The sequence below is a fragment of the Amaricoccus sp. genome (assembly GCF_017993425.1).
In the GTDB taxonomy this organism is placed as follows: domain Bacteria; phylum Pseudomonadota; class Alphaproteobacteria; order Rhodobacterales; family Rhodobacteraceae; genus Amaricoccus.
In genome coordinates this window covers 1-26,561 of the sequence record NZ_JAGOMQ010000041.1, presented here as the reverse complement: position 1 = coordinate 26,561, position 26,561 = coordinate 1, and the positions used below count along the sequence as shown (strand labels likewise).

Genomic DNA, 26,561 nt, shown 5'->3' with positions numbered 1-26,561 from the left:
CTTCGGCTCCCGCCCCGGCCGGCCCGAACTCCGACGCTCGGCACGACACACTCGCTACCAGCCCGCCTCCCCCGCGGACGCCCCCCTTTAGCGCCTGCTTGTGTCGGCCCTATGACCGGCTGCGGGTTTCGATCATGCCATTCGGATCGCGATGGCCGTTCGTTACAGCCCCGCACAGCCCCGCGGGCGCAAGCTCCGCATACGTGATGTCGGACTCGCTTGATATGTTCCGTTTGGCCGGCCGGATCGGCAGGTCCGGGCATGTCGACGTTGATCGGGTGGAGAATGACGGAGTAAAGAAAATTGCGGGCGTGCCGCCTGTGTCCGGAATTTGCGCGCAAGTATATTTCGAAATATTTTGAATATGAACGGTGAAACCATTGCATCGTTCTCAGCGTCGCATTTCGCGGCACCGTTCGACTCACTTGAAGGTTCCGCCGTCCCCGCTGCTGCCGCTCCGCGTCGAGCCGGGTGACATGCGCATGTCCACCCGGCGGGCGCCGTCGCGGGACGGACCTCGCCGCTCGGGAGGGGCGACGACGCGGCCCTTAGCCGAGGAGGTCGCGCAGCACCGGCAGGAGGGGAAGGTCGGCGGGCATCAGCTTGTAGGCGGAGAGGTCGCGGGCGCGGACCCATTTCAGCGCCGTATGCTCGCGCGGCTGCGGCGTGCCGCCCCATTTGCGGCAGACCCAGAGCGGCATCAGCAGGTGGAAATCCGCGTAAGAATGGCTGGCGAAGCCGATCGGGGCGAGGCAGGAGGACCAGGTCTCGATGCCGAGCTCCTCGTCGAGCTCGCGGATCAGCGCCGCCTCCGGGGTCTCGCCCGGCTCGATCTTGCCGCCGGGGAACTCCCAGAGCCCCGCCATCGCCTTGCCCTCCGGGCGCTGCGCGATCAGCACCCGCCCGTCGGGATCGACCAGCGCCACCGCGGCGACGAGGACGAGCCGTACCCCGCCGTCCGTCGCCGCCGTCACGAGCGGTAGTCGGCGTTGATGTCGATGTAGGCGCGCGTCAGGTCGCAGGTCCAGACCGTGGCCTTGCCGCCGCCGAGCCCGAGGTCGACGCCGATCTCGATCTCCTGCCCCTTCATGTGGGCCGCCGCCTCCGCCTCGACGTAGTCGGGCGAGACCATGCCGCGCTCGGCCACCAGCACCGGGCCGAAGCGGATGGCGAGCGTGTCGCGGTCCGCCGCGGCGCCGGCCTTGCCGACGGCCATCACCACCCGGCCCCAGTTCGGATCCTCGCCGGCGATCGCCGTCTTCACGAGCGGCGAGTTGGCGATGGACCGCGCGACCTTCGCCGCGTCCTCGTCGCTCGCGGCGCCGGTGACGTTGATCTCCACGAGCTTGCTCGCCCCCTCGCCGTCGCGCACCACCTGCAGCGCGAGGTCGCGGATCACGCCTTCCAGCGCGGCGCGGAAGACCGGCAGCCGCGGGTCGTCGTCGCCGGCGAGCGGCGCCATCGCCGCCTTGCCGGTGGCGAAGACCAGCAGGGTGTCCGAGGTCGAGGTGTCGCCGTCGACGGTGACGCAGTTGAAGGTGCGGCCGTTGATCTCCGTCACCAGCCGCTGCAGCAGGTCGCGCTCCACCGCGGCGTCGGTGAACACGAAGGCGAGCATGGTCGCCATGTCGGGCGCGATCATCCCCGAGCCCTTGGCGAAGCCGGCGATCGCCACCGGCGCGCCGTCGATCTCGATCCGCGCCGCCGCGCCCTTGGCGAAGGTGTCGGTGGTCATGATCGCCCGCGCCGCCGCCTCGGCCCCGCCGGGCGACAGCGCCGCCGCCAGCGCGTCGATCCGCGCCACGATCCGCTCCGCGGGCAACCGCTCGCCGATCACCCCGGTCGACGCGACGAAGACCCGGTCCGGGGTCAGCCCGAGCGCGCGCGCCGCCGCCTCCACCGTCTCGGTGACCGCCTCGCGGCCGACCGCGCCCGTGAAGGCGTTGGAGTTGCCCGAATTCGCCAGCACGGCGAAGCCGGCGTCCGAGCCGCGCTGGCCGGCGAGGCAGCGCTCGCACCAGAGCACCGGCGCCGAGCGGGTGGCCGAGCGGGTCAGCACGCCCGCCGCCGCCGCGCCGGCGGCGACCTCGACCAGCATCACGTCGTCGCGGCCGGCGTAGCGCACGCCCGCCGCGCCGGCGGCGAAGCGGACGCCGGCGACCTCCGGCAGGGCCGGGAAGCCGCCCGCGGGGGCGAGCGGCGAGACGGGGAGCGCGCCCTTGGCCATCGCCTTCCTCAGTTGGTCAGGAGGTCGACCTGCCGGATCGCGGCCGGGGCGACCCCGGTCTCCGGCTTCTCGATCTTGGCCGCGGCGCGCAGCGACGCCAGCTCGGCCTCGAGCTGCTTCTGGCGCAGCTCGTTCTCGATCTCGGGGCGCAGCTGGTCGAGCGGCGGCGGCGCGCTGTCGCGGACCTCGTCGAGCCGGACGATGTGCCAGCCGAACTGGCTCTGCACCGGGTCGGAGGTCTGGCCGGGCTGCAGCGCGGCGACGGCGGCCTCGAACTCCGGCACCATCTGGCCGGCGCCGAACCAGCCGAGCGAGCCGCCGTTCGGGCCCGAGCCCGGGTCGGTCGACTTCTCCTTGGCGATGGCGGCGAAGTCGGCGCCGCCGTCGAGCTCGGCCTTGATCGCCTTGGCCTCGTCCTCGGTGGCGACGAGGATATGGGCGGCGCTCCACTCCTTGGCGGGCTGGAACTCGGCCACCCTGGCGTCGTAGGCGGCCTTGACCGCGGCCTCGTCGACCGGCTTGCCGATGCGCTCCTGCACGGCGAGCGAGGCGAGCGAGCCGCGGCGCTCGTTCTCGACGGCGAGGCGGACCGAGAGCGGGTCCTCGGCCGGGTCGGTCGAGACGGTGTCGGCGAGGAGCGTCTGGTCGATGAGCTGGTCGAGCAGCCCGGTCATCAGCGCCTCGTCCGGCAGGCCCTGATACTGCTGCGGCAGGCTGGAGAGCGCGGCGATCACGTTGCCGAGGGTGATGTTGCGGCCGTTCACCGTGGCGAGGACGGTCTCGGCGGTCCAGTCGCCCGCGGGGGCGGCGGCCGGCGCATCGGCGGCGGTGGCGGCCTGGTCCTGGGCGAAGGCGGCGCCCGCGAGGGCGAGACCGGCCAGGAGTCCGGCGGTCAGTTGGCGGCGCATGAGAAGTGCTCTCCCCGTGTGAGAATCCGGCGCAAACCCCGCGTCCCGGGGGTCCCGTTGACAGGCTCGGGCGCGCCGCTTATGTCCCGACCCGTCGGAGGCCGGCCCGATAGGGGCGACGTCTTAGACCGATCGCCCGGGCGGAACAAGCGCCCCCGGCATGACAAACCCGTCAGGGGACGGGAGCCGGCCGGCACGTTAAGGAACGCACGTATGCTTGGACTGGGCACGCTCGCACGCAAGGTGTTCGGCACCCCCAACGATCGCAAGGTCAAGTCGGTCCGGCCGCTGGTCGAGCGGATCAACGCGCTGGAGCCGGAGTTCCAGGCCCTGTCCGACGAGGGCATCCGCGCGCGGACGCAGGAGTTCCGCGACCGCCTCGCCAAGGGCGAGACGCTGGACGACCTGCTGCCGGAGGCCTTCGCCAACGCCCGCGAGGCGGCGCGGCGCACGCTCGGCCTGCGCCCCTTCGACGTGCAGCTGATGGGCGGCATCTTCCTCCACCAGGGCAACATCGCCGAGATGAAGACCGGCGAGGGCAAGACCCTGATGGCGACGCTGCCGGTCTACCTGAACGCGCTGACCGGCCGCGGCGTCCACGTGGTGACGGTCAACGACTACCTGGTGAAGCGCGACGCGGAGTGGATGGGCCTCGTCTATCATGCGCTCGGGCTGACGGTCGGCGTCGTGGTCCCCGGGCAGGCCGAGGAGGAGAAGAAGGCCGCCTACGCCGCCGACGTCACCTATGCGACCAACAACGAGCTCGGCTTCGACTACCTGCGCGACAACATGAAGAACGACCTCGCCCAGGTGAACCAGCGCGATCACTATTTCGCCATCGTCGACGAGGTGGACTCGATCCTGATCGACGAGGCGCGCACGCCGCTGATCATCTCCGGCCCGAGCCAGGACCGCAGCGACCTCTACATCGCCGTCGACAAGGTGATCCCCGAGCTGACGCGCGAGCACTACGACCTCGACGAGAAGCAGCGCACCACGACGCTGACCGAGGAAGGCAACGAGTATATCGAGCAGCGCCTGCACGAGCTCGGCATCCTGCCGGCGGACGCGACGCTCTACGATCCGGAATCGACGACGATCGTCCATCACGTCACCCAGGCGCTGCGGGCGCACGTGCTCTTCAAGCGCGACAAGGATTATATCGTCCGGAACGGCGAGGTGATGCTGATCGACGAGTTCACCGGGCGGATGATGACCGGCCGGCGGCTGTCGGAGGGCCTGCACCAGGCGATCGAGGCCAAGGAGGCCGTGCAGATCAAGCCGGAGAACGTCACGCTGGCGAGCGTGACCTTCCAGAACTACTTCCGCCTCTACGAGAAGCTCGCCGGGATGACCGGCACGGCGATGACGGAGTCGGAGGAGTTTCTCGAGATCTACAAGCTCGGCGTCGTCGCGGTGCCGACCAACCTGCCGGTGATCCGCGCCGACCACGACGACCAAGTCTTCCGCACCGCCCGCGAGAAGTACGAGGCGATCGTCGAGGAGATCGGCCGGGCCCACAAGGCCGGCCAGCCGATCCTCGTCGGCACGACCTCGATCGAGAAGTCCGAGGCGCTCTCCGAGATGCTGAAGAAGGCGCGGGTGCCGCACAACGTGCTGAACGCGCGCTATCACGAGCAGGAGGCGCGGATCGTCGCCGAGGCCGGGCGGCCGGGGGCGGTGACCATCGCGACGAACATGGCCGGCCGCGGCACCGACATCCAGCTCGGCGGCAACGTCGAGATGCGGGTGGTCGAGGCGCTGGAGGCGGCGGAGAAGGCGGGCGAGCATCTCGACGCCGCCGCGGTCCGGGCGCAGGTCGAGGCCGAGGTCGCCGCCGCGAAGGCGGGCGTCAAGGAGGCGGGCGGGCTCTACGTGCTCGCCACCGAGCGCCACGAGAGCCGGCGCATCGACAACCAGCTCCGCGGCCGTTCCGGCCGGCAGGGCGACCCGGGGCGGACGAACTTCTACCTGAGCCTCGAGGACGACCTGATGCGCATCTTCGGGTCCGAGCGGCTCGACTCGATGCTGCAGCGCCTCGGGATGAAGGAGGGCGAGGCGATCATCCACCCTTGGGTGAACAAGGCGCTGGAGAAGGCGCAGGGCAAGGTCGAGGCGCGCAACTTCGACATCCGCAAGAACCTGCTCAAGTACGACGACGTGATGAACGACCAGCGCAAGGCGGTGTTCAGCCAGCGCCGGGAGATCATGGAGGCGGACGACGTCTCCGAGACCGTCCGCGACATGCGCCACCAGGTGATCGACGACCTCGTCGCCGAGCACGTCCCGGCCAGGGCCTATGCCGACCAGTGGGACATGGACGGCCTGGCGGGGCGGGCGCGCGACGTCTTCGGGCTCGACCTGCCGATGCAGGCCTGGGCCGACGAGGAGGGCGTCGACGACGAGATCATCCGCGAGCGCCTGACCGCCGAGGCGGACGCGGCCGTCGAGGACAAGGTCGCCCGCTACGGCGCCGAGACGATGCGCAGCGTCGAGAAGCAGGTGCTGCTCCAGACCATCGACCGCGACTGGCGCGAGCATCTGGTGACGCTCGACCACCTGCGCAGCGTCGTCGGCTTCCGCGGCTACGCCCAGCGCGACCCGCTCAACGAGTACAAGTCCGAGGCCTTCGCGCTCTTCGAGGCGCTGCTCAACAAGCTGCGGGTCGAGGTCACCCGGATGGTCGCCCATGTGCAGATCATGACCGCCGAGGAGCAGCAGGCGATGATCGCCGAGCTGCAGGCCCGCGCCCGCGCCGCGCAGGCGGCGCAGGCCCAGCAGCAGTCGCTCGCCCCGGCGCCCGCTCCCGAGCCCCAGCCGACCCCGGCCGCGGCCGCCGCGATGGCCTTCGCCGGCGCCGCCGGGGGGGTCGATCCGGACGACCCCGGCACCTGGGCGCAGTCCGGCCGCAACGACCCCTGCCCCTGCGGCTCCGGCAAGAAGTACAAGCACTGCCACGGCCGCGTCTGAGCCGGGCTCCCGCCTGCGCCGCATCGGGACGGCCTGCCTCGGGCGGGCCCTGTGGAAAAGGCGTGGTGTTCACGCGTGAAAATTCGCTAAGTGATTGATTTCACTTGAGGCGTTAATGCGGCGTGAACGTGGGCCCACACTGCACGACAGTGGAGAGGAAGCCCGGCCGAGGCTGGCCGCGACGCCGACGCCCGACGGATTTGACCCGTGGCAAATCCGTCCGCGATCGCCCCTGCGGGGGGCGAGCGCGATTCCGCGCTCGCCGGGGCGCTCACGGACGGATGGCGCGCTCCCGGAGAAATCGGCGCCCCTCACGGCTTCCGCGCCAACGCGCTCCAGCCGTCGGCGCGGCGAAAGCCGTGCTTTCGCCTGTCGCGCCGGGCCTCGCGGGCAAGCCCGCTTCGGTCGGTCGGTCGGCGCGCGCGCGCGCCCCGTGGACCCAGCAGGGCAGACAGGTGTCGTGCAGTGTGGCCCACGTCACACTGCACGACAGTGGAGAGGAAGCCCGGCCCGAGGCTGGCCGCGACGGTGACGCCAGACGGATTTGACCCGTGGCAAATCCGTCCGCGATCGCCCCTGCGGGGGGCGAGCGCGTTGCCGCGCTCGCCGGGGCGCTCCCGGACGGATTGCGCGCTCCCGGAGAAATCGGCGCCCCTCACGGCTTCCGCGCAACCGCGCTCCAGCCGTCGGCGCGGCGAAAGCCGTGCTTTCGCCTGTCGCGCCGGGCCTCGCGGGCAAGCCCGCTTCGGTCGGTCGGTCGGCGCGCGCGCGCGCCCCGTGGACCCAGCAGAGCAGACAGGTGTCGTGCAGTGTGACGTGGGCCACGCTCCGTGACGGAGGCGGCAAGGATCGCCCGGCGGCGACGTCTCGCCCCGCGATGGCTCCCGCAGGTTGACATGGGCATGTCAACCGGCTCGACGCGGAACAGTTCGGGCGGGGAGGGCGCAAGCTCGAAGTGAGTCGAACGGCGCCGCGAAATGCGGCGCTGATGAACGTACAATGATTTTCACCGTTTATATTCAAAATATTTGCAAATATGTTTCGAGTTATATTTGCGCGCAAATAAACATGATCGAGATGCCGTCCGTTCGCATCTGGCCGGGGCTCGTCCGGCAGCATCGCGGGCGATGGGCCATGAGGGTGCGCGCCCCTCGTGTGGTTGACGGGGCGCGTTGCCATTCGCCGGCGCACGCTCCGCGGATGGACGCCCGCTCGCGGCGCGCCTATCTTCCGGGGAGGTCGACAGGAGGGAGATCGTCCGCATGACACCGGTCCTTTCACGCGCCGCCGCGGCGCTTGCGCTGGCGCTCATGTCCGCGCCCGCCGCCCTCGCCCAGGCCGAGACGGCGGAGGCGGTGCTCGACCAGATGGCGGCGCTCGGCGTCGAGGTCGAGGGGCTGGTGCTGACCGAGGACCAGGTCCTGCGCATCGAGTCGGTCCTCGACGGGACCGACGGCGACGAGGCCAAGGTCGCCGAGATCGAGAAGATCCTCGCCGAGTAGTCGCTCCTGCCATCGCCCCGGAGGACCGCCCCGCCCGTCCTTCCGCGTCGGCGGTCGTTCCCGGGCCAAGCGACCTCTCAAGGGGGCGTCGGCGGAGACCGGGGGCGCCCGGCGCGCCCGGCCTGGGGCGGGGCCATCCGCCGAACAGCCCTCAGCCGCCGAGACGGATCAGCCGGCGCATCGCCTCGGCGCCCGCGGCGGGGCCGACCGCCATCAGCGCCAGGGTCGCCGGCCAGCCGAGCGCCGCGGAGACGGCCGGGATGGCCTGCACCACCGGGACCGTCAGCAGGAAGCCGATGGCGGTCTGCAGCGTCATCAGGCTCCCCGCGCGCTCCGGCGGCGCCGCGTCGGCGACCAGCGCCGAGAACTGCGCGCTGTCGGCGACGACGCTCAGGCCCCAGGCGCAGACCACCGCGACGAAGAGCCAGGCCGGCCCGTGGAAGGCGAGCGCCGCGGCGAGCCCCGAGCACCCGCTCGCCAGCAGAGCGCCGCGGGCCACCCGCGCCTTGCCGATCCGGTCGGCGAGCCACCCCGCCGGCGCCGCCGACAGCGCCCCGAGCCCGATCGCGGCGAAGGCGAGGAGCCGCCCGGCGTCCGCGGGCGCGGCGAGCCGCTCCGCGAAGGCGGCGGTCGCGGCGGCGGCGATCCAGCCCCAGAAGGCGTAGAGCTCCCACATGTGCCCGAAATACCCGGCATAGGCGAGGCGCAGCCGGCGGTCGGTCCAGGCGAGCCGCAGCGCGCCCGGATCGAAGCCGCGCGCCCGCGCGTGGCCCGGCCCGAGCCCGGCGGCGAGCCCCAGCCCGGCCCCGAGGCAGGCGAGGCCGGAGGCGACGACGACGGCGACCCGCCAGTCGGCGCCGCCGGCGAAGGCGAGGAGGTAGGGCGTCGCCGAGCCGAGGGTGACCGCCGCGACGATCAGCGCCACCAGCAGCCCGCGGTCGCGGGCGCCCCAGCCGACGGCGATCTTCATGCCGACCGGATAGACCCCGGCCAGCGCCGCCCCGGTCAGCGCCCGGAGCCCGACCTGCGCCGCGCCGCCGACCGGCGCGGCGACGAGGGCGAGGTTCGCCCCCGCGGCGAGCAGCGCCGAGACGGCGAGCACGCGGCGCGGGTCGAAGCGGTCGGCCGTCCCGTGGGCGGCGAGCGCCAGCGCGCCGACGACGAAGCCGAGCTGCACCGCCGCCGACAGCGCCGCGGCGCGCCCGCGGCCGATCCCGGCCTCGGCGACCAGCTCGGGCAGCGCCGCGGCGGAGACGAACCACAGGCTCATCGCCAGCGTCACCGCGGCGACGAGGAGCGCGATCGAGCGGCCCTTGCCCGCCGCGGCCACGGCTCAGAGCCGCGGCAACAGCCGGTCGAGCACCGCGGCGACGGTCTTGCCGGCCACCGCCGCCGTCGCCAGCACGCCCTCGATCGTGTCGGGCTCCTGCTCCGGCCCGCCGGTCGCCGAGTTGGTGATCGCCGCGAAGCCGAGCACCGAGAGCCCGGCATGGCGCGCCGCGATCACCTCGAGCACGGTCGACATGCCGACCGCGTCGGCGCCGGTCGAGCGCAGCCAGCGCCGCTCGGCCGAGGTCTCGAGCGAGGGCCCGGCGATGCCGGCATAGATGCCGCGGGCGAGCGGCAGGCCGGCCGCCTCGGCGGCGGCGATGGCCCGCTCGCGCAGGTCGGCGTCGTAGGCGCGGCTCATGTCGGGGAAGCGCAGGCCGAGGCCGGGGTCGTTCGGCCCGGTCAGCGGGTTCGCCCCGGTGAGGTTGAGGTGGTCCTCGATCACCATGACGTCCGCCGGGCGCAGCTCGGGGTCGAGCGCCCCGGCGGCGTTGGTCACCACGAGGCTGCGCGCGCCCAGCGCCCGCATCAGGTAGACGGGCAGCGCCACGTCCTGCGCCGACCAGCCCTCGTAGAGGTGGAGCCGTCCCTGCGCCAGCGCCACGCGGCGGCCGTTCAGCCGGCCGACGACCAGCCGCCCGGCATGGCCGGGGGCGGTGGAGACCGGCATCCCCTCGATCTCGGCGAAGGGCACGGCGACGGCGTCCTCGACCCGGTCGGCGAGCGCGCCGAGGCCGGAGCCGAGGATCATGCCGATCTCGACCTCCGCGCCGGGGCCCCCGCCCAGCCGGGGCTCGACGCTGGCGCGCGCCGCCGCGACGCGCGCGGCGTAGGGGGTGGTCATGCCACGGCCTCCGCGATCCGGGGCGCGAGCGCCGCCACCTCGTCGAGCGTCTCGCCGATGTCGTGGCGGACGAGCGCGCCGTCGCGCACCACGCGCGCGCCGCCGATCCAGACCTGGCGGACGTCGGACTTCGCCGCCGACCAGACGAGGTGGGTGACGGGGTCGAAGAGCGGCTGGGCGCTCGGCCGCCGCAGGTCGAGAAGGATCATGTCCGCCTGCTTGCCGGGTTCCAGCGATCCGATGCGGTCGTCCGCGCCCAGCGCCGCCGCCGCCTCGCGGGTGACCATGGCCAGCGCCTGGGTCGCGGTGACGGCGTCGGCGCGCAGCGTCGCGCCCTTGTGGAGCATGGCGGCGAGGCGCAGCGCCAGCCAGAGGTCGAGGTCGTTGCCGGAGATCGCCCCGTCGGTGCCGAGCGTCACCCGCACGCCGGCGGCGAGCAGGTCCGGCGCCCGGGCGATGCCCGAGGCGAGCTTGAGGTTCGAGACCGGGTTGTGGGCGACGGCGGCACCGCGCGCCGCGAGGATGGCGATCTCCTCGTCGTCGAGCCAGACGCCGTGGGCGAGCACGGTGCGCGGGCCGAGGAGGCCGAGCGCGTCGAGGTGGCGGACGACGGAGCGGCCGTAGCGGGCGGCGACGTCGGCCTGCTCGGCGCGGGTCTCGGCGGCGTGGGTCGACCAGATCGCGCCGGCCGCGTCGGCGAGCCGGCGCGAGGCGACGAGGAGGTCGGGCGAGACGGTGTAGGTTCCGTGCGGCAGCACGGCGGGGAGCACGTCGGCCGCGCCCGCGTGCTCGGCGAAGAAGCGGCCGGCGTCGGCGATGCGGGCCTCCGGCGTCGCGCCGTCGACGCCCGGCCCGTCGAAGAAGATCGGCCCGGTGGCGATGCGCATCCCGAGGTCGCGGGCCGCGGCGACGGTCTGGCGCGGGCGCCAGTACATGTCGAGCACGCAGGTGACGCCGCAGAGGAGCTGCTCGGCGAGGCCGAGGCGGGCGCCGAGCCGGGTGGTGCGGTCGTCGAGGATCGCCGCCTCCGCCTTCCAGACCTGCCGGAGCCAGGGCTCGAGCGGCAGCCCCTCGACCAGCCCGCGGAAGAGCGAGCAGCCGGCGTGGCAATGGGTGTTGACGAGGCCGGGGGCCAGCAGGCCGCCCTCCGCGTCGACCACCTCGCGGGCGTCGGTCCCGATCTCGGCCGCCGTGCCGATGCGGGCGATCCGGCCCCCCGCCACGGCGAGGGCGCCGTCGCGAATCACCGTGCCGCGCCCGTCGTCACGGCCGTCGGCGGTGACGAGCGTCGCTCGCGTGACGATCAGATCGGCAGTCATCCGCAACCTGTCCCTTTTTGCCCGAGCGCTTGCACGCGCTGGCGCGTGCTGTCAACCTGACCAAAGTATGCCGGGCCGCGGGAGGGGACGGTGGATCTGGTTCTCTACGGGCACCCGTTCTCGTCCTATTGCCAGAAGGTGCTGGTCGCGCTGGACGAGCTCGGCCTCGCCTTCACGTTCCGGGTGCTCGGCAGCCCCGACGATCCCGAGGCGAACGCGGAGTTCGCGGCGCTGTGGCCGATCCGGCGGATGCCGGTCCTCGTCGACGAGGGGCGGACGGTCGTCGAGTCGAGCGTCATCGTCGAGCACCTCTCGCTGCGGGCGCCGGGGCCGGCGCGGCTGCTGCCGGGCGATCCGCAGGCGGCGCTCGAGTCGCGCAAGATGGACCGGTTCTTTGACAATTATGTGATGGCGCCGATGCAGAAGGTCGTGCTCGACCATCTGCGTCCGGAAGGCGAGCGCGACGCCTACGGCGTGGCCGAGGCGCGGCGGCTGCTCGACGCCGCCTATGGCTGGCTCGACGGCGCGATGGAGGGGCGGGCCTGGGCCGCGGGGGCGGAGTTCGGCCTCGCCGACTGCGCCGCGGCGCCCTCGCTCTTCTACGCCGACTGGGTTCACCCGATCCCGGAGGATCTGGCACGGACCCGCGCCTTCCGCGCCCGCCTGCTCGCCCGCCCGTCGATGGCGAGGGCGGTCGACGCCGCCCGCCCGTATCGCCCGTACTTCCCGCCGGGCGCGCCGGACCGCGACTAGCCGGTCAGACGACCTTCGGTTGATCCCTTCCCCGGAAGCTCGACGATATCCCCCCGGACCGCATCTTGCCGGGTCTCCGGTGGAGACCCGCGCGGTCCGTCGGGCCACGCCGAAGCGAGACCCGAGAGGGGCGCCGATTTCCCCGTCGCGCGCAATCGCGGCGCGCCTGCCCGGCTGGCGCGGAATCGCGCCTGCCCCGGGCGGGCAGGCGCGGCGCGATTTGTCACTCGCCAAATCGCGCGGAGACATCTGCCAGCGTGTCGCGTCGATCCGGCTGACACGCGCGGGAACGTATCAGGCGATTCCCGTATCAGACGCCCAAAAAAGGCGCGCCGCCGGCGCGCCCGTCCTGCGACGGAGAGCCGGCGGCGCTGATCGGGCCGGCCGCAGCCTTGCCGTCCCGTTCCGGCTCTTTCCTAGGCCTCCCCGGGGGCCCCCGCCTTGATCTGGATCACCGCCGCGGCGCGTCGCCGCCGACGGCGGCGGTGATGCGGTCGGCCGCCCGCCGCACCGCCTCGCCGAGCGCGTCGGCCCGCGCCGGCGTCACCCGCAGCGTCGGCCCGGAGACCGAGACCCCGGCGACCGCCTCGCGGTGCTCGTTGAAGATCGGCGCGGCGATGCAGCGCATCCCCTCCGTCCGCTCCTCGTCGTCGATCGCCCAGCCGCGCTCGCGCGCCGCCGCGAGGTCGGCGCGGAGCGCGGCCGGCTCCACCAGCGTCCGCGGCGTGAAGGCGCCGAGCGGCCCGGCGCGCAGCAGACGGGCGAGCCGCGCCTCCGGCCCGAAGGCGAGCAGCGCCTTGCCGATGCCGCTCGCGTGGATCGGCCCGCGCGCCCCGAGCCGGAAGAACGCCCGGATCGGCTGCTGCGTCTCGACCTGGCTCAGGAACACCACCTCCGCCCCGTCGGCGATGCCGAGGTTCGCCGTCTCGTCCGCCTCGGCCATCAGCTCGCGCAGCACGGGACGCGACTGCTCGACGAGGCTCGTCCGGGTCAGGAACGCCGCCCCGATGCGGAACGCCTCCGGACCCACGGCCCAGAGCTGGGTCGCCGGGTCCTGCTCGGCCATGCCGTGGCCGGCGAAGGTCTGGAGCGCGCGATAGACCGTGGCCGGCGCCTGCCCCGAGGCCTCGGCGAGCTCGGTCAGGCTCATCCCCTCGCCCGAGGCCAGCACCTTGAGGATGGCGAGCGCCCGGTCGAGCGACTGCACCACGCCCGCCTCGGGGTCGGGATTGAAGGCGCGCGGCCGGCCGCGCGTGCGCTTCGGAACGGCTTCCATCGGCGACTCGCTCCTCCTCGCGCCGTCTTACCCGGCAACCGCAAATTCATAAAACGAAAAACCCGTCCATCCCATGAAAAATTCAAACACCAGCCTTTCCATGCGCTTACCGCAGTCGCAAAGGTTATGAAAAAAGATTTCAAAAAAATTGCGCCCCCGGTCGGCGCGGGCTATAACCCTCGGCAACGACAAGCGGAGGAACGCCATGTCCAGCCAGAACCCGGTCTTCATCCCCGGCCCCACCAACATCCCCGAGCGGCTGCGTCACGCCGTCAACATGCCGACGCTCGACCACCGCTCGGCGAGCTTCGCGGCGATCTTCGCGCCGCTGTTCCCGGGCGTGCGGAAGGTCCTGAAGACCGAGAAGGGCGAGGTGTTCCTGTTCCCCGCCACCGGCACCGCGGGCTGGGAGGCGGCGATCTCCAACACCCTGTCGCCCGGCGACAAGGTCCTCGCCTGCCGCCACGGCATGTTCTCCCACAAGTGGATCGACATGTGCAACCGGCACGGCCTGAACGTCCACCAGCTCAACGCCCCCTGGGGCGCCGGCGCGCCGGCGGCCGAGTTCCAGGCCGTGCTCGAGGCGGACAAGAGCCACGAGATCAAGGCCGTCCTCGTCACCCATAACGAGACCGCCACCGGCGTCCGCTCCGACGTCGCCGCCGTCCGCAAGGCGCTGGACGCGGCCAGGCACCCGGCGCTGCTCCTCGTCGACGGCGTCAGCTCGATCGCCTCGATGGACTTCCGCATGGACGAGTGGGGCGTCGACGTCGCCGTCACCGGCAGCCAGAAGGGCTTCATGCTCCCGGCGGGCCTCGCCATCGTCGCCGCGAGCTCCAAGGCGATCGCCGCGATGGAGACGGCGAAGCTGCCGCGCTGCTTCCTCGACTTCCGCGACATGCTCAACATGAACCCCAAGGGCGGCTATCCCTACACGCCGCCGGTGCAGCTCCTGTTCGGCCTCGGCGAGTCGCTGAAGATGATCGAGGAGGAGGGGCTCGAGAACGTCTTCGCCCGCCACCGCCGCATCGCCGAGGGCGTCCGCCGCGGCGTCGCCGGCTGGGGGCTGAAGCTCTGCGCCCAGTCGCCGGATCTCTACTCCGACACCGTCTCCGCCATCGTCGTGCCGCAGGGCGTCGACAGCACGAAGCTCGTCGTCCATGCGGCGGACAAGTACGGCGTCGCCTTCGGCGTCGGCCTCGGCGAGGTCGCGGGCAAGGTCTTCCGCATCGGCCATCTCGGCTCGCTGACCGACGTCATGGCGCTCTCCGGCCTCGCCTGCGCCGAGATGGTCATGGCCGACCTCGGCATGCAGGTGAAGCTCGGTTCTGGCGTCGCGGCGGCGGCCGAGTACTATCGGACCACCGAGAGCGCCACGCTCTCCAACGCCGCGTGAGGAAGACCATGACCGAGACCGCCGTCGCGGACACCCTCGTCATTCCGACCTTCGAAGACATGCTGGCTGCGCACGAGCGCATCCGGCCCTACATCCACAAGACGCCGGTCCTGACCTCGAGCTTCATCAACGGGCTCGTCGGGGCCGAGCTGTTCTTCAAGTGCGAGAACTTCCAGAAGGCCGGCGCCTTCAAGGCCCGCGGCGCCTCCAACGCCGTCTTCGGCCTCTCCGACGCGCAGGCGGCCAAGGGCGTCGCCACGCATTCGAGCGGCAACCACGGCACCTGCCTCAGCTATGCGGCCGGCCGGCGCGGCATCCCCTGCACGGTGGTCATGCCGCGCACCGCGCCGCAGGCCAAGAAGGACGCCGTGAAGGGCTACGGCGGCCGCGTGGTGGAATGCGAGCCCTCGACCAGCTCGCGCGAGGCGGTCTTCGCCGAGGTCGTGGCCGAGAGCGGCGCGGAGTTCGTGCATCCCTACAACGACCCCCGCGTGATCGCCGGGCAGGGCACCTGCTCGCGCGAGCTGATGGACCAGGTCGAGGGCCTCGACGCCGTGGTCGCGCCGATCGGCGGCGGCGGCATGGTCTCGGGCACCTGCCTGACGCTCTCGACCATCGCGCCGCATGTCGAGATCTTCGCGGCCGAGCCGAAGAACGCCGACGACGCCTACCGCAGCTTCAAGGCCGGCCACATCATCGCCGACGACGCGCCGGACACGGTCGCCGACGGCCTCAAGGTGCCGCTCAAGGATCTGACCTGGCACTTCGTCTCGCGCCACGTGACCGACGTCCTCGTCGCCACCGAGGAGGAGATCGTCGACGCGATGAAGCTGATCTGGAAGCGCATGAAGATCGTGATGGAGCCGAGCTCGGCGGTGCCGCTCGCCACCATCCTCAAGAACAAGGACAGGTTCGCCGGCAAGCGGGTCGGCGTGATCGTCACCGGCGGCAACGTCGACCTCGACAAGCTGCCCTGGAACGCCTGAGCGGGAGGACGCCATGACCAAGCAAGAGAAGATCGCCGAGCCCGAGGTGGGTTTCGACATCCCCGCCGCCATCGGCATGTCCGTGGACGAGATCCAGACGCCCTGCCTGATCCTCGACCTCGACGCGCTGGAGCGCAACGTCAAGAAGATGGGCGACTACGCCAAGTCGCACGGGATGCGCCACCGCTCCCACGGCAAGATGCACAAGTCCGTGGACGTGCAGAAGCTCCAGGAGTCGCTTGGCGGCGCCGTCGGCGTGTGCTGCCAGAAGGTCTCCGAGGCCGAGGTCTTCGCCCGCGGCGGCATCAAGGACATCCTCGTCTCGAACCAGGTCCGCGACCCGGCCAAGATCGACCGGCTCGCCCGCCTGCCGAAATACGGCGCCCGGATCATCGTCTGCGTCGACGACGTGGCGAACGTCGCCGACCTCTCGGCGGCGGCGCAGAAGCACGGCACGACGCTCGAGTGCTTCGTCGAGATCGACTGCGGCGCCGGCCGCTGCGGCGTGAAGACGACCGAGGCCGTGGTGGAGATCGCCAAGGCGATCGACGCCGCGCCGAACCTGAAGTTCACCGGCATCCAGGCCTATCAGGGCGCCATGCAGCACCTCGACAGCTTCGAGGCCCGCAAGGAGAAGCTCGACGCCGCCATCGCCCAGGTGAAGGACGCCGTCGACGCGCTGACCGCCATCGGCCTCAAGCCCGAGCTGGTCTCCGGCGGCGGCACCGGCAGCTACTACTTCGAGGCGAACTCGGGCGTCTACAACGAGCTCCAGTGCGGCAGCTACGCCTTCATGGACGCCGACTACGGCCGCATCCATGACAAGGACGGCAAGCGCATCGACCAGGGCGAGTGGGAGAACGCGCTCTTCATCCTGACGAGCGTCATGTCCCACGCCAAGCCGAACCTCGCCGTGGTGGACGCCGGCCTCAAGGCGCAGTCGGTCGACAGCGGCCTGCCCTTCGTCTACGGCCGCGACGACGTGAAGTACATCAAGTGCTCCGACGAGCACGGCGTGGTCGACGACCCGAACGGGGTGCTGAAGATCAACGAGAAGCTGAAGCTGGTCCCCGGCCACTGCGACCCGACCTGCAACGTCCACGACTGGTATGTCGGCGTGCGCGGCGGCAAGGTCGAGGCGCTCTGGCCGGTCTCGGCCCGCGGCAAGGCCTACTGACGCCTGCAAAGCTTGCCGCGGCGCTGACGCCGCGGAGATTTCCCTTTAAAATCAACGACATGACCTGCGTATCACGCGTGATACGCAGGCTTTGCCGCCCCGATTCAAGGACCGCGCCCCCGTGTTCATCGTCCCCGAAGCCGTCTGCCCGCAGCTCATCTCGATGGAGGACGCCTTCGTCGCGGTGGAGTCCGTCTTCGCCGCCATGGCCCGCGGCGACGCCTACAACTTCCCGGTCATCCGCGAGGCGATCGGCCACGCCGACGCCCTCTACGGCTTCAAGGGCGGCTTCGACCGCGCCGGAGGGACCCTCGGCGTCAAGGCCGGCGGCTACTGGCCGCACAACCTCGAGCGCTATCCGGGCAAGGGCATCATCAACCACCAGTCGACGGTGTTCCTGTTCGATCCCGACACGGGGCGCGTCTCGGCCATGGTCGGCGGCAACTACCTGACCGCCGCCCGCACCGCCGCCGCCTCGGCCGTCTCGATCGCCCACCTCGCCCGCAAGGACGCGAAGGTGCTCGGCATGGTCGGCGCCGGCCACCAGGCCGGCTTCCAGCTCCGCGCCGCCGCGAAGCAGCGGAGCTTCGAGAAGGTCGTCGCCTGGAACCTCCACCCCGACATGCTGCCGAGCCTCGCGAAGGTCGCGGCCGAGGTCGGCCTGCCCTTCGAGGCGGTGGAGCTCGACGGCCTGCGCGCCGCCGACGTCATCATCACCATCACCTCCTCCTTCGCCCCCTCGCTCCTCGCCGCCCACGTCTCGCCCGGCACGCATCTCGCCTGCATGGGCACCGACACCAAGGGCAAGCAGGAGATCGAGACGGCGCTGCTGGCCAAGGCCACCGTCTTCACCGACGAGGTCGCGCAGGCGATCACCATCGGCGAGAGCCAGCACGCCATCGCCGCCGGCCTGATCGCGGAGAGCGCCATCACCCCGATCGGCGCCGTCGTGAACGGCACGCATCCCGGCCGCTCCTCCGCCGAGGAGATCACCCTCTTCGACGGCACCGGCGTCGGCCTCCAGGACCTCGCCGTCTCCGCCCGCATCGTCGAGGTCGCCCGCGAGCGCGGCCTCGCCATCGAGGTAGACGCCTGAGCAGGCCCCGGAGGGCGAACGCCCTCCGGGCGCCGGCCGGGCGGGAGCCCTTGCGGCTCCCCGAGGCCGGCGCCGCCCCCCGGGCCAGCCGGCGGGCCCCCTGCGCTGGGGCGTGGATCGAAACCAGCTCGGGCCGCGCAGGTGCAGGATCGTCTCCCGTCGCCCCCTGCGCGGGGGCGTGGATCGAAACCCGGCGGAGATGAGGGACAGGACAGCCCCGCCGTGTCGCCCCCCCGCGCGGGGGGCGTGGATCGAAACGGGGAATACTGCGGGGCCGGCACCGGCGCTCGTGTCGCCCCCGCGCAGGGGCATGGATCGAAACTCTCTTTGGCGGAGAAGATCGTCGGCCGGTCAGGGGTCGCCCCCGCGGGACGCGGCACCCGCCGTGATCCCGTGGGTGATCTCCACGGGGTTTCGTTCCCCGCCCCGCGCGGGAGGCGATCCGCGCAGGGCGGGTGGCGGCGCTACCGTCGAGCCACGCCACTAACCGGGACAGGATCCGCTCAAATGTTCACCTGCTCCACGCCCAGATACTCCGCGTCTTCCCACCAGAGGCCGCTGTCCTCATGGTACAGGTCGAGATGCTCGGCCTTCAGGACGCAGAACTGATCCCCCCGCAGCTTCGGGGCGACGAACTCCGCCTTGCCGCAGTCGAGCAGCCGCCGCCGGGCCGGCTCCGGGACCAGAACCACGTGCCGTTGCAGCGCGCGCGCCAGCGTCCCCGACGAAACCTCGGCCGCCCACAGGCGCTCCACCTGCCCGGCGGCCTCGCCGCGCGGGATCGCCACCGGCAGCATCGCGCTCTCGATCAGCCGGAACCGCTCCGCGACCGACCGGAACGCGAACTCCGTCCCGCTTCGCCCGCAGGTGAAGGCGCCGACGATCTTCTTCCGGTCCAGTCCCTTGTTCAGGCGCAGGCGGGCGTAGACCTGCCGGAAATACGCCGCCACCGCCGCGGGCGACTGCGGATCGTCCGCATGCGCATCCCACATCCGTTCGGCGTCGCCGATCAGCGACCGCACCTCGGGGGGCGTCGGATAGGCCGGGTTGGCGAAGAAGGTCAGAAGGCTGTCCTCTCGCCGCCATTTTCCCTCCCTGTTCACCCGGCCGGCCGCCTGGATCATCTGGTCGAGTCCTGCCTTCGCCCGCCAGCCGCGCGGAAAGCTGACGTCGACCCCCGCCTCGATCAGGCTGGTGGCGACCAGCCGGCAGGGCTCGCCGTCCCTCAGCCGCCGCCGCACCTCCGCCAGGATCTCCTGCCGATGGGCCGCCGTCTGGCGCGTGGTCAGATGCACGAGCCCCGCGAGCCCGGCCGCCTTCGCCTCCCGGAAGAGCTCGAGCGCGTGCCCCCGGCTGTTGACGATCGCAAACCCCTGGTCCGCGCCCGCCAGCGCCTCGACCAGCGCGGCGTCGTCCATCTCGCCGCCATCGACGATCCGCGCCCGGCGCAGCGTCGCCGCAAGGTCGTCAGGGTCCGGCGCCAGCTCGCGCAGGTCGAGCGTCACCTCTCCCTCGAGCGCCTGCTCGACCGAGGGCTGGGTGGCGGTGCAGAAGACGATGGAGCACCCCCATCGCCGCGCCAGGCAGTCGAGCATCCGCAGGCACGGCTTGAGCAGCTCTTTCGGCAGGGCCTGCGCCTCGTCGAGCACGATCACGCTACCCGCGATGTTGCAGAGCTTGCGCGCCCGCGACGGCCGGGCGGCGAAGAGGCTCTCGAAGAGCTGGACGTTGGTCGTCACCACCACCGGCGCCGCCCAGTTCTCCATGGCGAGGCGGAGCTTGTCCTTGCCCTCGCGTCGCTCGTTCCGCTCTTCGTCGATGGCGGAATGGTGCTCCAGCACGACGCCTTTCCCGAGCACGTCCCGGAATATCGCCGCGGTCTGGTCGATGATCGAGGTGAAGGGGATCGCATAGATGATCCGGCGGGCCCCGTGCGCCGCCGCATGGTCGAGCGCGAAGCCGAGCGAGGCGAGCGTCTTGCCGCCCCCCGTCGGCACGGTCAGGGTGAAGAGGCCGGGCACGAGGTCCGCGCGCTCCCGCACATGCGCGAGGATGCGGCGACGGACCGGATTGACGTCCCCGCCCGCGCCGAGCCCCGCCACATGCGCGTCGAACCGGGCGCGCAGCTCCGGCAGGCGCTCCTGCAGCCGCGGCCAGGAGCGGTCCGGCGTCCGTTCTCCCTTCGCTGCATAGAAGGCTTCCGTGTCGAGAAAGTCGGCCTCGACCAGGCAGGAGAAGATCATCCGGACGACGACCGACAGGTCGAACTCCCACGTATCCCGGCCCCCCGCATGGGCGAGAAGCTCGGCGGCCACCCCGTCGAGGCTCAACGCCAGCTCGGTCCTCCACGCCGGATCGAGCCCGTTCCCGAACCGCTCGACCCGAGCGTCGAGACAGGCCGCCGTGTCGTTGATGCGATCCGGCAGGCCGGCGTGATGGCCGAGGATGCAATAGGCGAGGACCTCCGCCGCGATCCGCGCCTCGGCCGTTCCGGCCCGCCCCGCGATCTCCATCAGGATCGCCCCGCCCGCCGTCGAGTGGTCCACCGACGGTCCCCGCCCCCGGATGTAGTCCTGGAAGCGCGGGTCGTACTTGCCGAGGTCATGGGCGAGCCCCGCCAGCGCCGCGGCCAGGGGGAGGCCGAGGTCCCGGGCCAATCCGGCGGCGCGACGGGAGACCTCCGTCAGGTGGGCAAGCAGCGTCTGCCAGTCGCTTTCGTCGCGCGATGGCAGGGAATGCGCAAAGAACATACGGATCGCCCGCTGAGTCTGAGGTGGGGGCCCGGACGCACCGTGCGCCACCCTCGCTCAGGCGAGGGTGGCGTCGAGCCAGTCGAGGATGCGGCGGTTGAGCAGCGAGCGCGCGCCCATCTCGCAATGGTCGCCGGCGCCCTCGGCGGCGGTGAAGCGCAGCAGGGTCTTCGGGCCGATCAGCGCGGCGAGGACCTGGTCGGCGGTGCGGCTGAGCTGGTCGTCCTCGGCGGCGCAGATCAGCGCCGGGCAGCGGATGCCCCCGGCGCGGCCGTCGAGCGTGAAGGCCGCGATCGCCCGGAAATAGTCGGGGAAATCGCTCACCCCATGCACCCAGAACGCCCGCTGCGCGATGCTCCAGCGCATCCGCCGCGACAGCCCGACCAGCGTCCGGCCGAAGAGCGGCGCGAGCGCGCCGTCGCCCGCGAGCACGCCCTCGATCGCCGCCTCCGGCAGGCCGAGCCGCGCCGCCATGGCGCGGAGCGGGCCGGTGATGCTCCAGAGGCCGGGATCGGCCGCCACCGCGGCGAGGCGAGGCTCGCCCGAGGCCGCGCGCAGCGCCAGATGGCCGCCGAGGCTCCAGCCGGAGAGCGCGATGCGCTCGGGATCGACGATCGGCTGCGCCAGCGCGAAGTCGACCACCGCGGCGACGACGGTCTCCCAGTCCGCCCGCATCGGCACGCCCTGCTCGTAGAGCATCCCGCCCTGGCCCGGCCCGTCGAAGACGAGGGCGTGGTAGCCGCGCCGGACCGCCGCGGCCGCCGAGCCGAAATACATGTCCGTCACGGTCGCGTCGTAGCCGTTGGTCAGGATCACCAGCGGCCGCACCTCGGTCTCGCGCCCCTCGGCGGGGATGAGGTAGGCGGGCATCGACGCCCCCTCGAGGGGGATCGGCGTCGGCCGGACCGGATGCGCCCCGAGGCCGAGCGCCCTGTCGAAGGCGGCGATCTGTCGCGCATAGGCGGCGAGCAGGCGCGGATCGACCGGGGCGCCGAAGAGCGGCCGGTAGGCCGATCCGTAGAAGCAGGCGGCGCGCAGGAGCGCCGCGCGGGCGCTCGCCGCGTGGCCGGCGGCCAGCGCCGCCTCGCCCTCGGCGGCGAGCCGGTCGCCGGCGGCGACCCAGGCGTCGCAGAAGGCCGCGTCGTCGCCGCTCCCGACCGCCGCCGCCAGCGCCCGGACCTCGCCGAGCTCCGGCCCGCCCCAGGGCGCGAACCCGAGCGGCATCGTGCCGAACTCGTCGTGGAGGTCGTCCTTGAAGAGGAGCGTCATCGGGCGGCTCGCGGATGGGGATGCGCGGCAGGGCGCGGGCCGAGGTTACGGCGCCTCGATCGGGGCCGGCAATAGCCGCGCCGCCCGCGCCGCGGACGTGCCTTCGGGGCCGCACGGACCGTGAAACATTCGTGAACCGGGCGCGTTCACCATACCGCTGCTTGAGACGAGGGGCCCTGTCCCCTACATTCGGAAGGGCCGGCGCCGGGTCCGACGGCGCGCGCCAACGAAGAGGAGCTACACCTGACCCAACACATGCCGGCGGCTGCGGCCGCCGCCCCGGCGGAGGCAATTTCGCGCCGTGCGGGGCCGATCGACGGGAGCGCGCTCCTGTCCGCAATCCTCGCCTCGCTCGAGGACGACAAGGCCGAGGACGTCGTCGTCATCCCCCTCGCCGGCAAGTCCGAGATGGCCGATCACATGGTGATCGCCTCGGGCCGCTCGTCGCGCCAGGTCTCCGCGATCTCCGAGAAGCTCGCCGACCGCCTGAAGGCCGACCACGGCGTGATCGTGCGCATGGAGGGCAAGGACCTGGGCGACTGGGTGCTGATCGACGCGGGCGACGCCATCGTGCACGTGTTCCGGCCCGAGGTGCGCGACTTCTACCAGCTCGAGAAGATGTGGGCGCCCGAGGCGGCGCCGCGGCCGCGCCCGGGCGGGACGGCCTGACCGCCGCTCCCGGGGCCGGCGGGTGAAGGTGGCGATCGTCGCGGTCGGGCGCCTGCGCGGCGGCCCCGAGGCCGCGCTGGTCGCCGACTACCTCGCCCGCTTCGACCGCACCGGCCGGCCGCTCGGCCTCGGCCCGGCGAGCCTCGTCGAGGTCGAGGACCGCCGCGGCGGCGGCCCCGCGGCCGAGGCGGCGCTGATCGCCGCCGCCGCGCCGAAGGGGGCGCTCCTCGTCGCGCTCGACGAGCGCGGGGCGGCTCCCTCCTCGCCGGAGTTCGCCGCGATGCTGCGCCGCTGGGCCGACGGCGGCGCGCCCGGGCTCGCCTTCGCCATCGGCGGCGCCGACGGGCTCGACCCCGGCCTCCGCGACCGGGCGGCGGCGGCGATCTCGCTCGGGCGCATGGTCTGGCCGCACCTCCTCGCCCGCGTCATGCTCGCCGAGCAGCTCTACCGCGCCGCCACCATCCTCGCCGGCGGCCCCTACCACCGGGCGTGACGACGGGTCGGGCGACGCGGAAGCATCCGGCGCAGCACGTCGGTGCGGAACCAGAACTGGTGGGCGAGGGCCGCGCCGGCATGAACCAGGATGAGGCCGATCAGTAGGTCGGCGATGAGTCCGTGGAGCTGCGCCGGCGCCGGAATCCCCAGCCACCAGGCGGTGAAGCCGGAGATCGGCACGGCGAAGAGCAAGACGTAGAAGGCGAGATAGACGCACCTCGCCGCGAGCGCCGCGAGCGGATGCTCGCCCGCCGGCGGCGGCGGGACGCCCCGCGCAAGCCGCAGCCCGAGCCGCCACACGGTGAGCCCGAGCACGAGGACGCCGACGATCGCGTGCGGGTTCGGCATCGGAACGTTCTCGATGTCGCCCTGCATGCGCGCCGCCCACCGCTCCTCGGCGATGTCGGAGAACAGGATCTCGAATCCCACCAGGGCGGCGATCAGCCAGTGGGCCGCGATCTGGGCATGCGAATAGGTCGCGGGAACAGCCATTGCCGGCCTCCCTGTCGTCGGTGCTGTCGTCGCATGCCGACGGCCATGAGCCCCTGCGCGGCCGTCGCGGGAAAAATGGTAACATGCGGGAGAAACGGCACTGTCGTCACCAATGCGTGACGGCGGGATGATGCCGATCGCGTCGCGAGCGCGCGCGAGCCCGCGGCCGGATCTGTGCCCGGCCGCAGCGCCGGCCGACCGGATTCTTGCACAGACCGCTGGACCAGTTGGGAGAAGCGGTCTAGACGGATTCTATTTCCGGGACCGCGGCGAGCGGGACCGACCGAGCAACGCAGGCCCGACAGGGGCGGCTGTCAGGAGTGATACGGGGTGGCCCACGCAGCAGACGAGCACGAAGGCGGCACCCGCCGGGAATTCCTCTACGTCGCCACCGCAGCGGCCGGGGCGGTCGCCGGCGCGGCGGCGGTCTGGCCGCTGATCAACCAGATGAACCCGAGCGCCGACGTGCAGGCGCTGTCCTCGATCCGCGTCGACGTCAGCTCGGTCGAGGAGGGCACCCAGCTCACCGTCAGCTTCCTCGGCAAGCCGGTGTTCATCCGCCGCCGCACCGCGGAGAACATCTCCGAGGCCGACGCCGTGCCCGTCGACCAGCTGCCCGACCCGCTGGCGCGCAACGCCAACCTGCCCCCCGACGACCCGGCGACCGACGCCAACCGCTCCTCGCTCGATCCGACGGGCGTCTGGCTGGTGATGACCGGCGTCTGCACCCATCTCGGCTGCGTGCCGCTGGCCGACGCCGGCGACTACGGCGGCTGGTTCTGCCCCTGCCACGGCTCGCACTACGACACTGCCGGCCGCATCCGCAAAGGCCCCGCTCCGGAGAACCTCGCGATCCCCGTCGCGAGCTTCGTGTCGGACGGCGTGCTCCAGCTCGGCTAAGGAGAAGACCCGATGAGCGGCATCCCGCACGACCACTACGAGCCGACCACGACGGCGGAGAAGTGGGTCGAATCGCGCCTTCCCATCCTCGGCCTCGCCCATGCGACGCTGACCATCCCGACCCCCCGCAACCTGAACTGGATGTGGATCTGGGGCATCGTGCTGACCTTCTGCCTCGCGCTGCAGATCGTCACCGGCATCGTGCTCGTCATGCACTACACGCCGGACACCACCCTCGCCTTCCGCTCCGTCGAGCACATCATGCGCGACGTGAACGGCGGCTGGGCGCTGCGCTACATCCACGCCAACGGCGCGTCGCTGTTCTTCATCGCCGTCTACATGCACATCTTCCGCGGCCTCTACTACGGCTCCTACAAGCCCCCGCGCGAGATCACCTGGATCATCGGGATGCTGATCTACCTCCTGATGATGGCGACCGCCTTCATGGGCTACGTGCTGCCCTGGGGACAGATGTCGTTCTGGGGCGCCACCGTCATCACCGGCCTCTTCGGCGCGATCCCGGTCGTCGGCCACGACATCCAGACCTGGCTCCTCGGCGGGCCGGCGGTCGGCAACCCGACGCTGACGCGGTTCTTCTCGCTGCACTACCTCCTGCCCTTCGTGATCGCGGCGCTTGTGGCGGTGCATATCTGGGCCTTCCACACCACCGGCAACAACAACCCGACGGGCGTCGAGGTGCGGCGCGGCTCCAAGGCCGACGCGGAGAAGGACACCCTGCCGTTCTGGCCCTACTTCGTGATCAAGGACCTGTTCGCGCTGGCGTTCATCCTGATCTTCTTCGCCGCGATCGTCGGGTTCATGCCGAACTTCCTCGGCCACCCCGACAACTACATCGAGGCGAACCCGATGCAGACGCCGGCGCACATCGTGCCGGAATGGTACTTCCTGCCGTTCTACGCGATCCTGCGCGCCATCACCTTCGACATCCTGTTCATCAACTCGAAGCTCGGCGGCGTGCTCGCCATGTTCGGGTCGATCATCATGCTGGTGCTGGTGCCGTGGCTCGACACCAGCCGGACCCGCTCCGGGCGCTACCGGCCGATGTTCCGGTTCTGGTTCTGGGGCCTCGTCGTCGACTTCTTCCTGCTGATGTGGTGCGGCGGCATGCCGGCCGAGCAGCCCTACGTCATCATCAGCCAGCTCGCGACGCTCTACTGGTTCGTGTTCTTCCTGGTGGTGCTGCCGCTCCTCGGCGTGATCGAGACGCCGAGGACGCCGCCGGCGACGATCCAGGAGGATTTCGAGGCCCATTACGAGTCGCCCGGCCAGATGCTGGGCGAGGCGCGCCCGACCCCGGCCGAATGAGGATGTCGACCATGATCCGGAAGCTCATCCTCTGCACGGCGGCGGCGCTCGGCCTCGGGGCCGGCGCCGGCCTCGCCCAGGACCACGCCGCGCATCCGCACGTCAACGACTTCAGCTTCTCGTTCGAGGGGCCGTTCGGCAGCTTCGACCAGTCGCAGCTCCAGCGCGGCCTGCAGGTCTACACCGAGGTCTGCGCCGCCTGCCACGGGCTGAAGTTCGTCGCCTTCCGCAACCTCCACGACGTCGGCGGCCCGGCGCTCTCCGAGGAGCAGATGCGGGCCTACGCCGCCCAGTTCGAGTTCGAGGATCCGGCCACCGGCGAGACGCGGCCGGGCACCCCGCCCGACCACTTCCCGCCTTCGGGGCTCGAGAACGCCCCCGATCTCAGCCTGATGGCCAAGGCCCGCGCCGGGTTCCACGGGCCGGCCGGGCTCGGGATCAACCAGATCCTGCGCGGCATGGGCGGGCCGGAATACATCGCCTCCTTCGTCACCGGCTTCACCGGCGAGGAGCGCGAGGAAGCCGGAGTCGTGCTCTACGAGAACACCGCCAAGGGCGCCTTCGTCGCCATGAACCCGGTGCTCTCGGACGACCTGGTCACCTACGAGGACGGCACCCAGGCCACCGAGGAGCAGATGGCGCAGGACGTCGCCGCCTTCCTGATGTGGACCGCCGAGCCCAAGATGATGGCGCGGAAGCAGGCGGGCCTGACCGCGGTGCTGTTCCTGGTCGTGCTGACCGTGCTCCTCTACTTCACCAACAAGAAGATCTGGTCGACCCAGAAGGGCGCGAAGAAGAAGCACGCCTGACCGGCGAGGCCCCGGCCCGCGCGGCCGGGGCCCGCCCGCCCCGCCCCGGCCCGCTTGCGGCCGGGACC

22 protein-coding genes are annotated in these 26,561 nt (G+C 71.9%); 12 read left to right on the top strand and 10 right to left on the bottom strand.

Going from position 1 to position 26,561, the window contains the following annotated elements; translation table 11 throughout:
• Positions 1-548: 548 nt before the first annotated feature.
• From KBB57_RS16450 to KBB57_RS16440, 3 genes are read right to left on the bottom strand one after another with little or no spacing between them, the layout of a single operon-like run.
• The gene (locus KBB57_RS16450) at positions 549-974 is read right to left on the bottom strand and encodes a (deoxy)nucleoside triphosphate pyrophosphohydrolase (protein WP_290752470.1); all 426 of its coding nucleotides are present in this window, start codon (positions 972-974) and stop codon (positions 549-551) included.
• The gene (gene argJ, locus KBB57_RS16445; RefSeq protein ID WP_290752467.1) at positions 971-2,227 is read right to left on the bottom strand and encodes a bifunctional glutamate N-acetyltransferase/amino-acid acetyltransferase ArgJ; all 1,257 of its coding nucleotides are present in this window, start codon (positions 2,225-2,227) and stop codon (positions 971-973) included. The genes KBB57_RS16450 and argJ overlap by 4 nt, the downstream gene beginning before the upstream one ends.
• Before the next feature lie 8 nt (positions 2,228-2,235).
• Positions 2,236-3,135: a peptidylprolyl isomerase gene (locus KBB57_RS16440; protein ID WP_290752463.1), complete on the bottom strand. Its 900-nt coding sequence runs from the start codon at positions 3,133-3,135 to the stop codon at positions 2,236-2,238.
• A gap of 213 nt (positions 3,136-3,348) precedes the next feature.
• Between KBB57_RS16440 and secA the strand changes: the two genes are divergently transcribed.
• Complete coding sequence (gene secA, locus KBB57_RS16435; protein WP_290752460.1) at positions 3,349-6,105, top strand: preprotein translocase subunit SecA; 2,757 nt, start codon at positions 3,349-3,351, stop codon at positions 6,103-6,105.
• Positions 6,106-7,367: 1,262 nt separating this feature from the next.
• Positions 7,368-7,607 carry a hypothetical protein gene (locus KBB57_RS16430; RefSeq protein ID WP_290752457.1) on the top strand — a complete coding sequence of 80 codons (240 nt, stop codon included), beginning with the start codon at positions 7,368-7,370 and terminating at the stop codon, positions 7,605-7,607.
• A 151-nt stretch (positions 7,608-7,758) separates the two neighbouring features.
• On the opposite strand, the gene KBB57_RS16425 is transcribed toward KBB57_RS16430, so the two are convergent.
• The 3 genes from KBB57_RS16425 to KBB57_RS16415 are packed head-to-tail and all read right to left on the bottom strand — an operon-like array spanning position 7,759 to position 11,099.
• The gene (locus KBB57_RS16425; protein WP_290752454.1) at positions 7,759-8,937 is read right to left on the bottom strand and encodes an MFS transporter; all 1,179 of its coding nucleotides are present in this window, start codon (positions 8,935-8,937) and stop codon (positions 7,759-7,761) included.
• Between the two features lie 3 nt (positions 8,938-8,940).
• Positions 8,941-9,780 carry a purine-nucleoside phosphorylase gene (locus tag KBB57_RS16420; protein WP_290752451.1) on the bottom strand — a complete coding sequence of 280 codons (840 nt, stop codon included), beginning with the start codon at positions 9,778-9,780 and terminating at the stop codon, positions 8,941-8,943.
• Entirely contained in the window at positions 9,777-11,099 is a 1,323-nt protein-coding gene (locus KBB57_RS16415) for an amidohydrolase (protein WP_290752448.1), read from the bottom strand. The genes KBB57_RS16420 and KBB57_RS16415 overlap by 4 nt, the downstream gene beginning before the upstream one ends.
• A 90-nt stretch (positions 11,100-11,189) precedes the next feature.
• Between KBB57_RS16415 and KBB57_RS16410 the strand changes: the two genes are divergently transcribed.
• Positions 11,190-11,852: a glutathione S-transferase family protein gene (locus KBB57_RS16410; protein WP_290752445.1), complete on the top strand. Its 663-nt coding sequence runs from the start codon at positions 11,190-11,192 to the stop codon at positions 11,850-11,852.
• 451 nt (positions 11,853-12,303) lie between these two features.
• Here the strand turns inward: KBB57_RS16410 and bhcR are convergent, their stop codons facing one another.
• The gene (bhcR, locus tag KBB57_RS16405) at positions 12,304-13,128 is read right to left on the bottom strand and encodes an HTH-type transcriptional regulator BhcR (RefSeq protein ID WP_290752442.1); all 825 of its coding nucleotides are present in this window, start codon (positions 13,126-13,128) and stop codon (positions 12,304-12,306) included.
• Between the two features lie 205 nt (positions 13,129-13,333).
• On the opposite strand from bhcR, the gene bhcA reads away from it, so the two are divergent.
• From bhcA to bhcD, 4 genes are all read left to right on the top strand, one after another.
• Positions 13,334-14,524: an L-aspartate--glyoxylate aminotransferase BhcA gene (gene bhcA, locus KBB57_RS16400; protein WP_290752439.1), complete on the top strand. Its 1,191-nt coding sequence runs from the start codon at positions 13,334-13,336 to the stop codon at positions 14,522-14,524.
• An 8-nt stretch (positions 14,525-14,532) separates the two neighbouring features.
• Positions 14,533-15,510, top strand: a complete 978-nt coding sequence (gene bhcB, locus KBB57_RS16395; protein WP_290752436.1) for a beta-hydroxyaspartate dehydratase BhcB — start codon at positions 14,533-14,535, stop codon at positions 15,508-15,510.
• Between the two features lie 13 nt (positions 15,511-15,523).
• Complete coding sequence (gene bhcC, locus KBB57_RS16390; protein ID WP_290752432.1) at positions 15,524-16,687, top strand: 3-hydroxy-D-aspartate aldolase BhcC; 1,164 nt, start codon at positions 15,524-15,526, stop codon at positions 16,685-16,687.
• Between the two features lie 121 nt (positions 16,688-16,808).
• A complete protein-coding gene (bhcD, locus tag KBB57_RS16385) occupies positions 16,809-17,783 on the top strand; it encodes an iminosuccinate reductase BhcD (protein WP_290752430.1) in 975 nt (324 codons plus the stop codon).
• A gap of 503 nt (positions 17,784-18,286) precedes the next feature.
• On the opposite strand, the gene cas3 is transcribed toward bhcD, so the two are convergent.
• On the bottom strand, positions 18,287-20,533 hold the full coding sequence (gene cas3 / locus KBB57_RS16380; RefSeq protein ID WP_290752427.1) for a CRISPR-associated helicase Cas3': 2,247 nt from the start codon (positions 20,531-20,533) through the stop codon (positions 18,287-18,289).
• 57 nt (positions 20,534-20,590) lie between these two features.
• Complete coding sequence (locus KBB57_RS16375) at positions 20,591-21,802, bottom strand: CocE/NonD family hydrolase (protein WP_290752424.1); 1,212 nt, start codon at positions 21,800-21,802, stop codon at positions 20,591-20,593.
• Positions 21,803-22,057: 255 nt separating this feature from the next.
• Here KBB57_RS16375 and rsfS point away from each other — a divergent pair, with 255 nt between their 5' ends.
• Positions 22,058-22,471: a ribosome silencing factor gene (gene rsfS, locus KBB57_RS16370; protein ID WP_290752421.1), complete on the top strand. Its 414-nt coding sequence runs from the start codon at positions 22,058-22,060 to the stop codon at positions 22,469-22,471.
• 22 nt (positions 22,472-22,493) lie between these two features.
• Positions 22,494-22,964 (top strand): 23S rRNA (pseudouridine(1915)-N(3))-methyltransferase RlmH, encoded by a 471-nt coding sequence (rlmH, locus tag KBB57_RS16365; protein ID WP_290752418.1) that lies wholly within the window; start codon positions 22,494-22,496, stop codon positions 22,962-22,964.
• On the opposite strand, the gene KBB57_RS16360 is transcribed toward rlmH, so the two are convergent.
• Entirely contained in the window at positions 22,949-23,458 is a 510-nt protein-coding gene (locus KBB57_RS16360; protein WP_290752415.1) for a cytochrome b/b6 domain-containing protein, read from the bottom strand. The genes rlmH and KBB57_RS16360 overlap by 16 nt on opposite strands.
• A 330-nt stretch (positions 23,459-23,788) precedes the next feature.
• Here KBB57_RS16360 and petA point away from each other — a divergent pair, with 330 nt between their 5' ends.
• The 3 genes from petA to KBB57_RS16345 are packed head-to-tail and all read left to right on the top strand — an operon-like array spanning position 23,789 to position 26,493.
• A complete protein-coding gene (petA, locus tag KBB57_RS16355) occupies positions 23,789-24,358 on the top strand; it encodes a ubiquinol-cytochrome c reductase iron-sulfur subunit (RefSeq protein WP_290752413.1) in 570 nt (189 codons plus the stop codon).
• A 12-nt stretch (positions 24,359-24,370) separates the two neighbouring features.
• Positions 24,371-25,684, top strand: coding sequence for a cytochrome b N-terminal domain-containing protein (locus KBB57_RS16350; RefSeq protein ID WP_290752410.1), 1,314 nt, complete (start codon positions 24,371-24,373; stop codon positions 25,682-25,684).
• 11 nt (positions 25,685-25,695) lie between these two features.
• The gene (locus KBB57_RS16345) at positions 25,696-26,493 is read left to right on the top strand and encodes a cytochrome c1 (protein ID WP_290752406.1); all 798 of its coding nucleotides are present in this window, start codon (positions 25,696-25,698) and stop codon (positions 26,491-26,493) included.
• The last annotated feature ends 68 nt before the right edge of the window (positions 26,494-26,561 follow it).

Bases quoted from the DNA above. Each gene is read 5' to 3' on its own strand.
- bhcR (WP_290752442.1), bottom strand. From the start codon at position 13,128: ATGGAAGCCGTTCCGAAGCGCACGCGCGGCCGGCCGCGCGCCTTCAAT.
- KBB57_RS16420 (WP_290752451.1), bottom strand. From the start codon at position 9,780: ATGACCACCCCCTACGCCGCGCGCGTCGCGGCGGCGCGCGCCAGCGTC.
- KBB57_RS16415 (WP_290752448.1), bottom strand. From the start codon at position 11,099: ATGACTGCCGATCTGATCGTCACGCGAGCGACGCTCGTCACCGCCGAC.
- KBB57_RS16345 (WP_290752406.1), top strand. From the start codon at position 25,696: ATGATCCGGAAGCTCATCCTCTGCACGGCGGCGGCGCTCGGCCTCGGG.
- secA (WP_290752460.1), top strand. From the start codon at position 3,349: ATGCTTGGACTGGGCACGCTCGCACGCAAGGTGTTCGGCACCCCCAAC.
- argJ (WP_290752467.1), bottom strand. From the start codon at position 2,227: ATGGCCAAGGGCGCGCTCCCCGTCTCGCCGCTCGCCCCCGCGGGCGGC.
- bhcC (WP_290752432.1), top strand. From the start codon at position 15,524: ATGACCAAGCAAGAGAAGATCGCCGAGCCCGAGGTGGGTTTCGACATC.
- KBB57_RS16375 (WP_290752424.1), bottom strand. From the start codon at position 21,802: ATGACGCTCCTCTTCAAGGACGACCTCCACGACGAGTTCGGCACGATG.
- KBB57_RS16360 (WP_290752415.1), bottom strand. From the start codon at position 23,458: ATGGCTGTTCCCGCGACCTATTCGCATGCCCAGATCGCGGCCCACTGG.
- KBB57_RS16430 (WP_290752457.1), top strand. From the start codon at position 7,368: ATGACACCGGTCCTTTCACGCGCCGCCGCGGCGCTTGCGCTGGCGCTC.
- bhcB (WP_290752436.1), top strand. From the start codon at position 14,533: ATGACCGAGACCGCCGTCGCGGACACCCTCGTCATTCCGACCTTCGAA.
- KBB57_RS16440 (WP_290752463.1), bottom strand. From the start codon at position 3,135: ATGCGCCGCCAACTGACCGCCGGACTCCTGGCCGGTCTCGCCCTCGCG.
- KBB57_RS16350 (WP_290752410.1), top strand. From the start codon at position 24,371: ATGAGCGGCATCCCGCACGACCACTACGAGCCGACCACGACGGCGGAG.
- bhcA (WP_290752439.1), top strand. From the start codon at position 13,334: ATGTCCAGCCAGAACCCGGTCTTCATCCCCGGCCCCACCAACATCCCC.
- cas3 (WP_290752427.1), bottom strand. From the start codon at position 20,533: ATGTTCTTTGCGCATTCCCTGCCATCGCGCGACGAAAGCGACTGGCAG.
- rsfS (WP_290752421.1), top strand. From the start codon at position 22,058: ATGCCGGCGGCTGCGGCCGCCGCCCCGGCGGAGGCAATTTCGCGCCGT.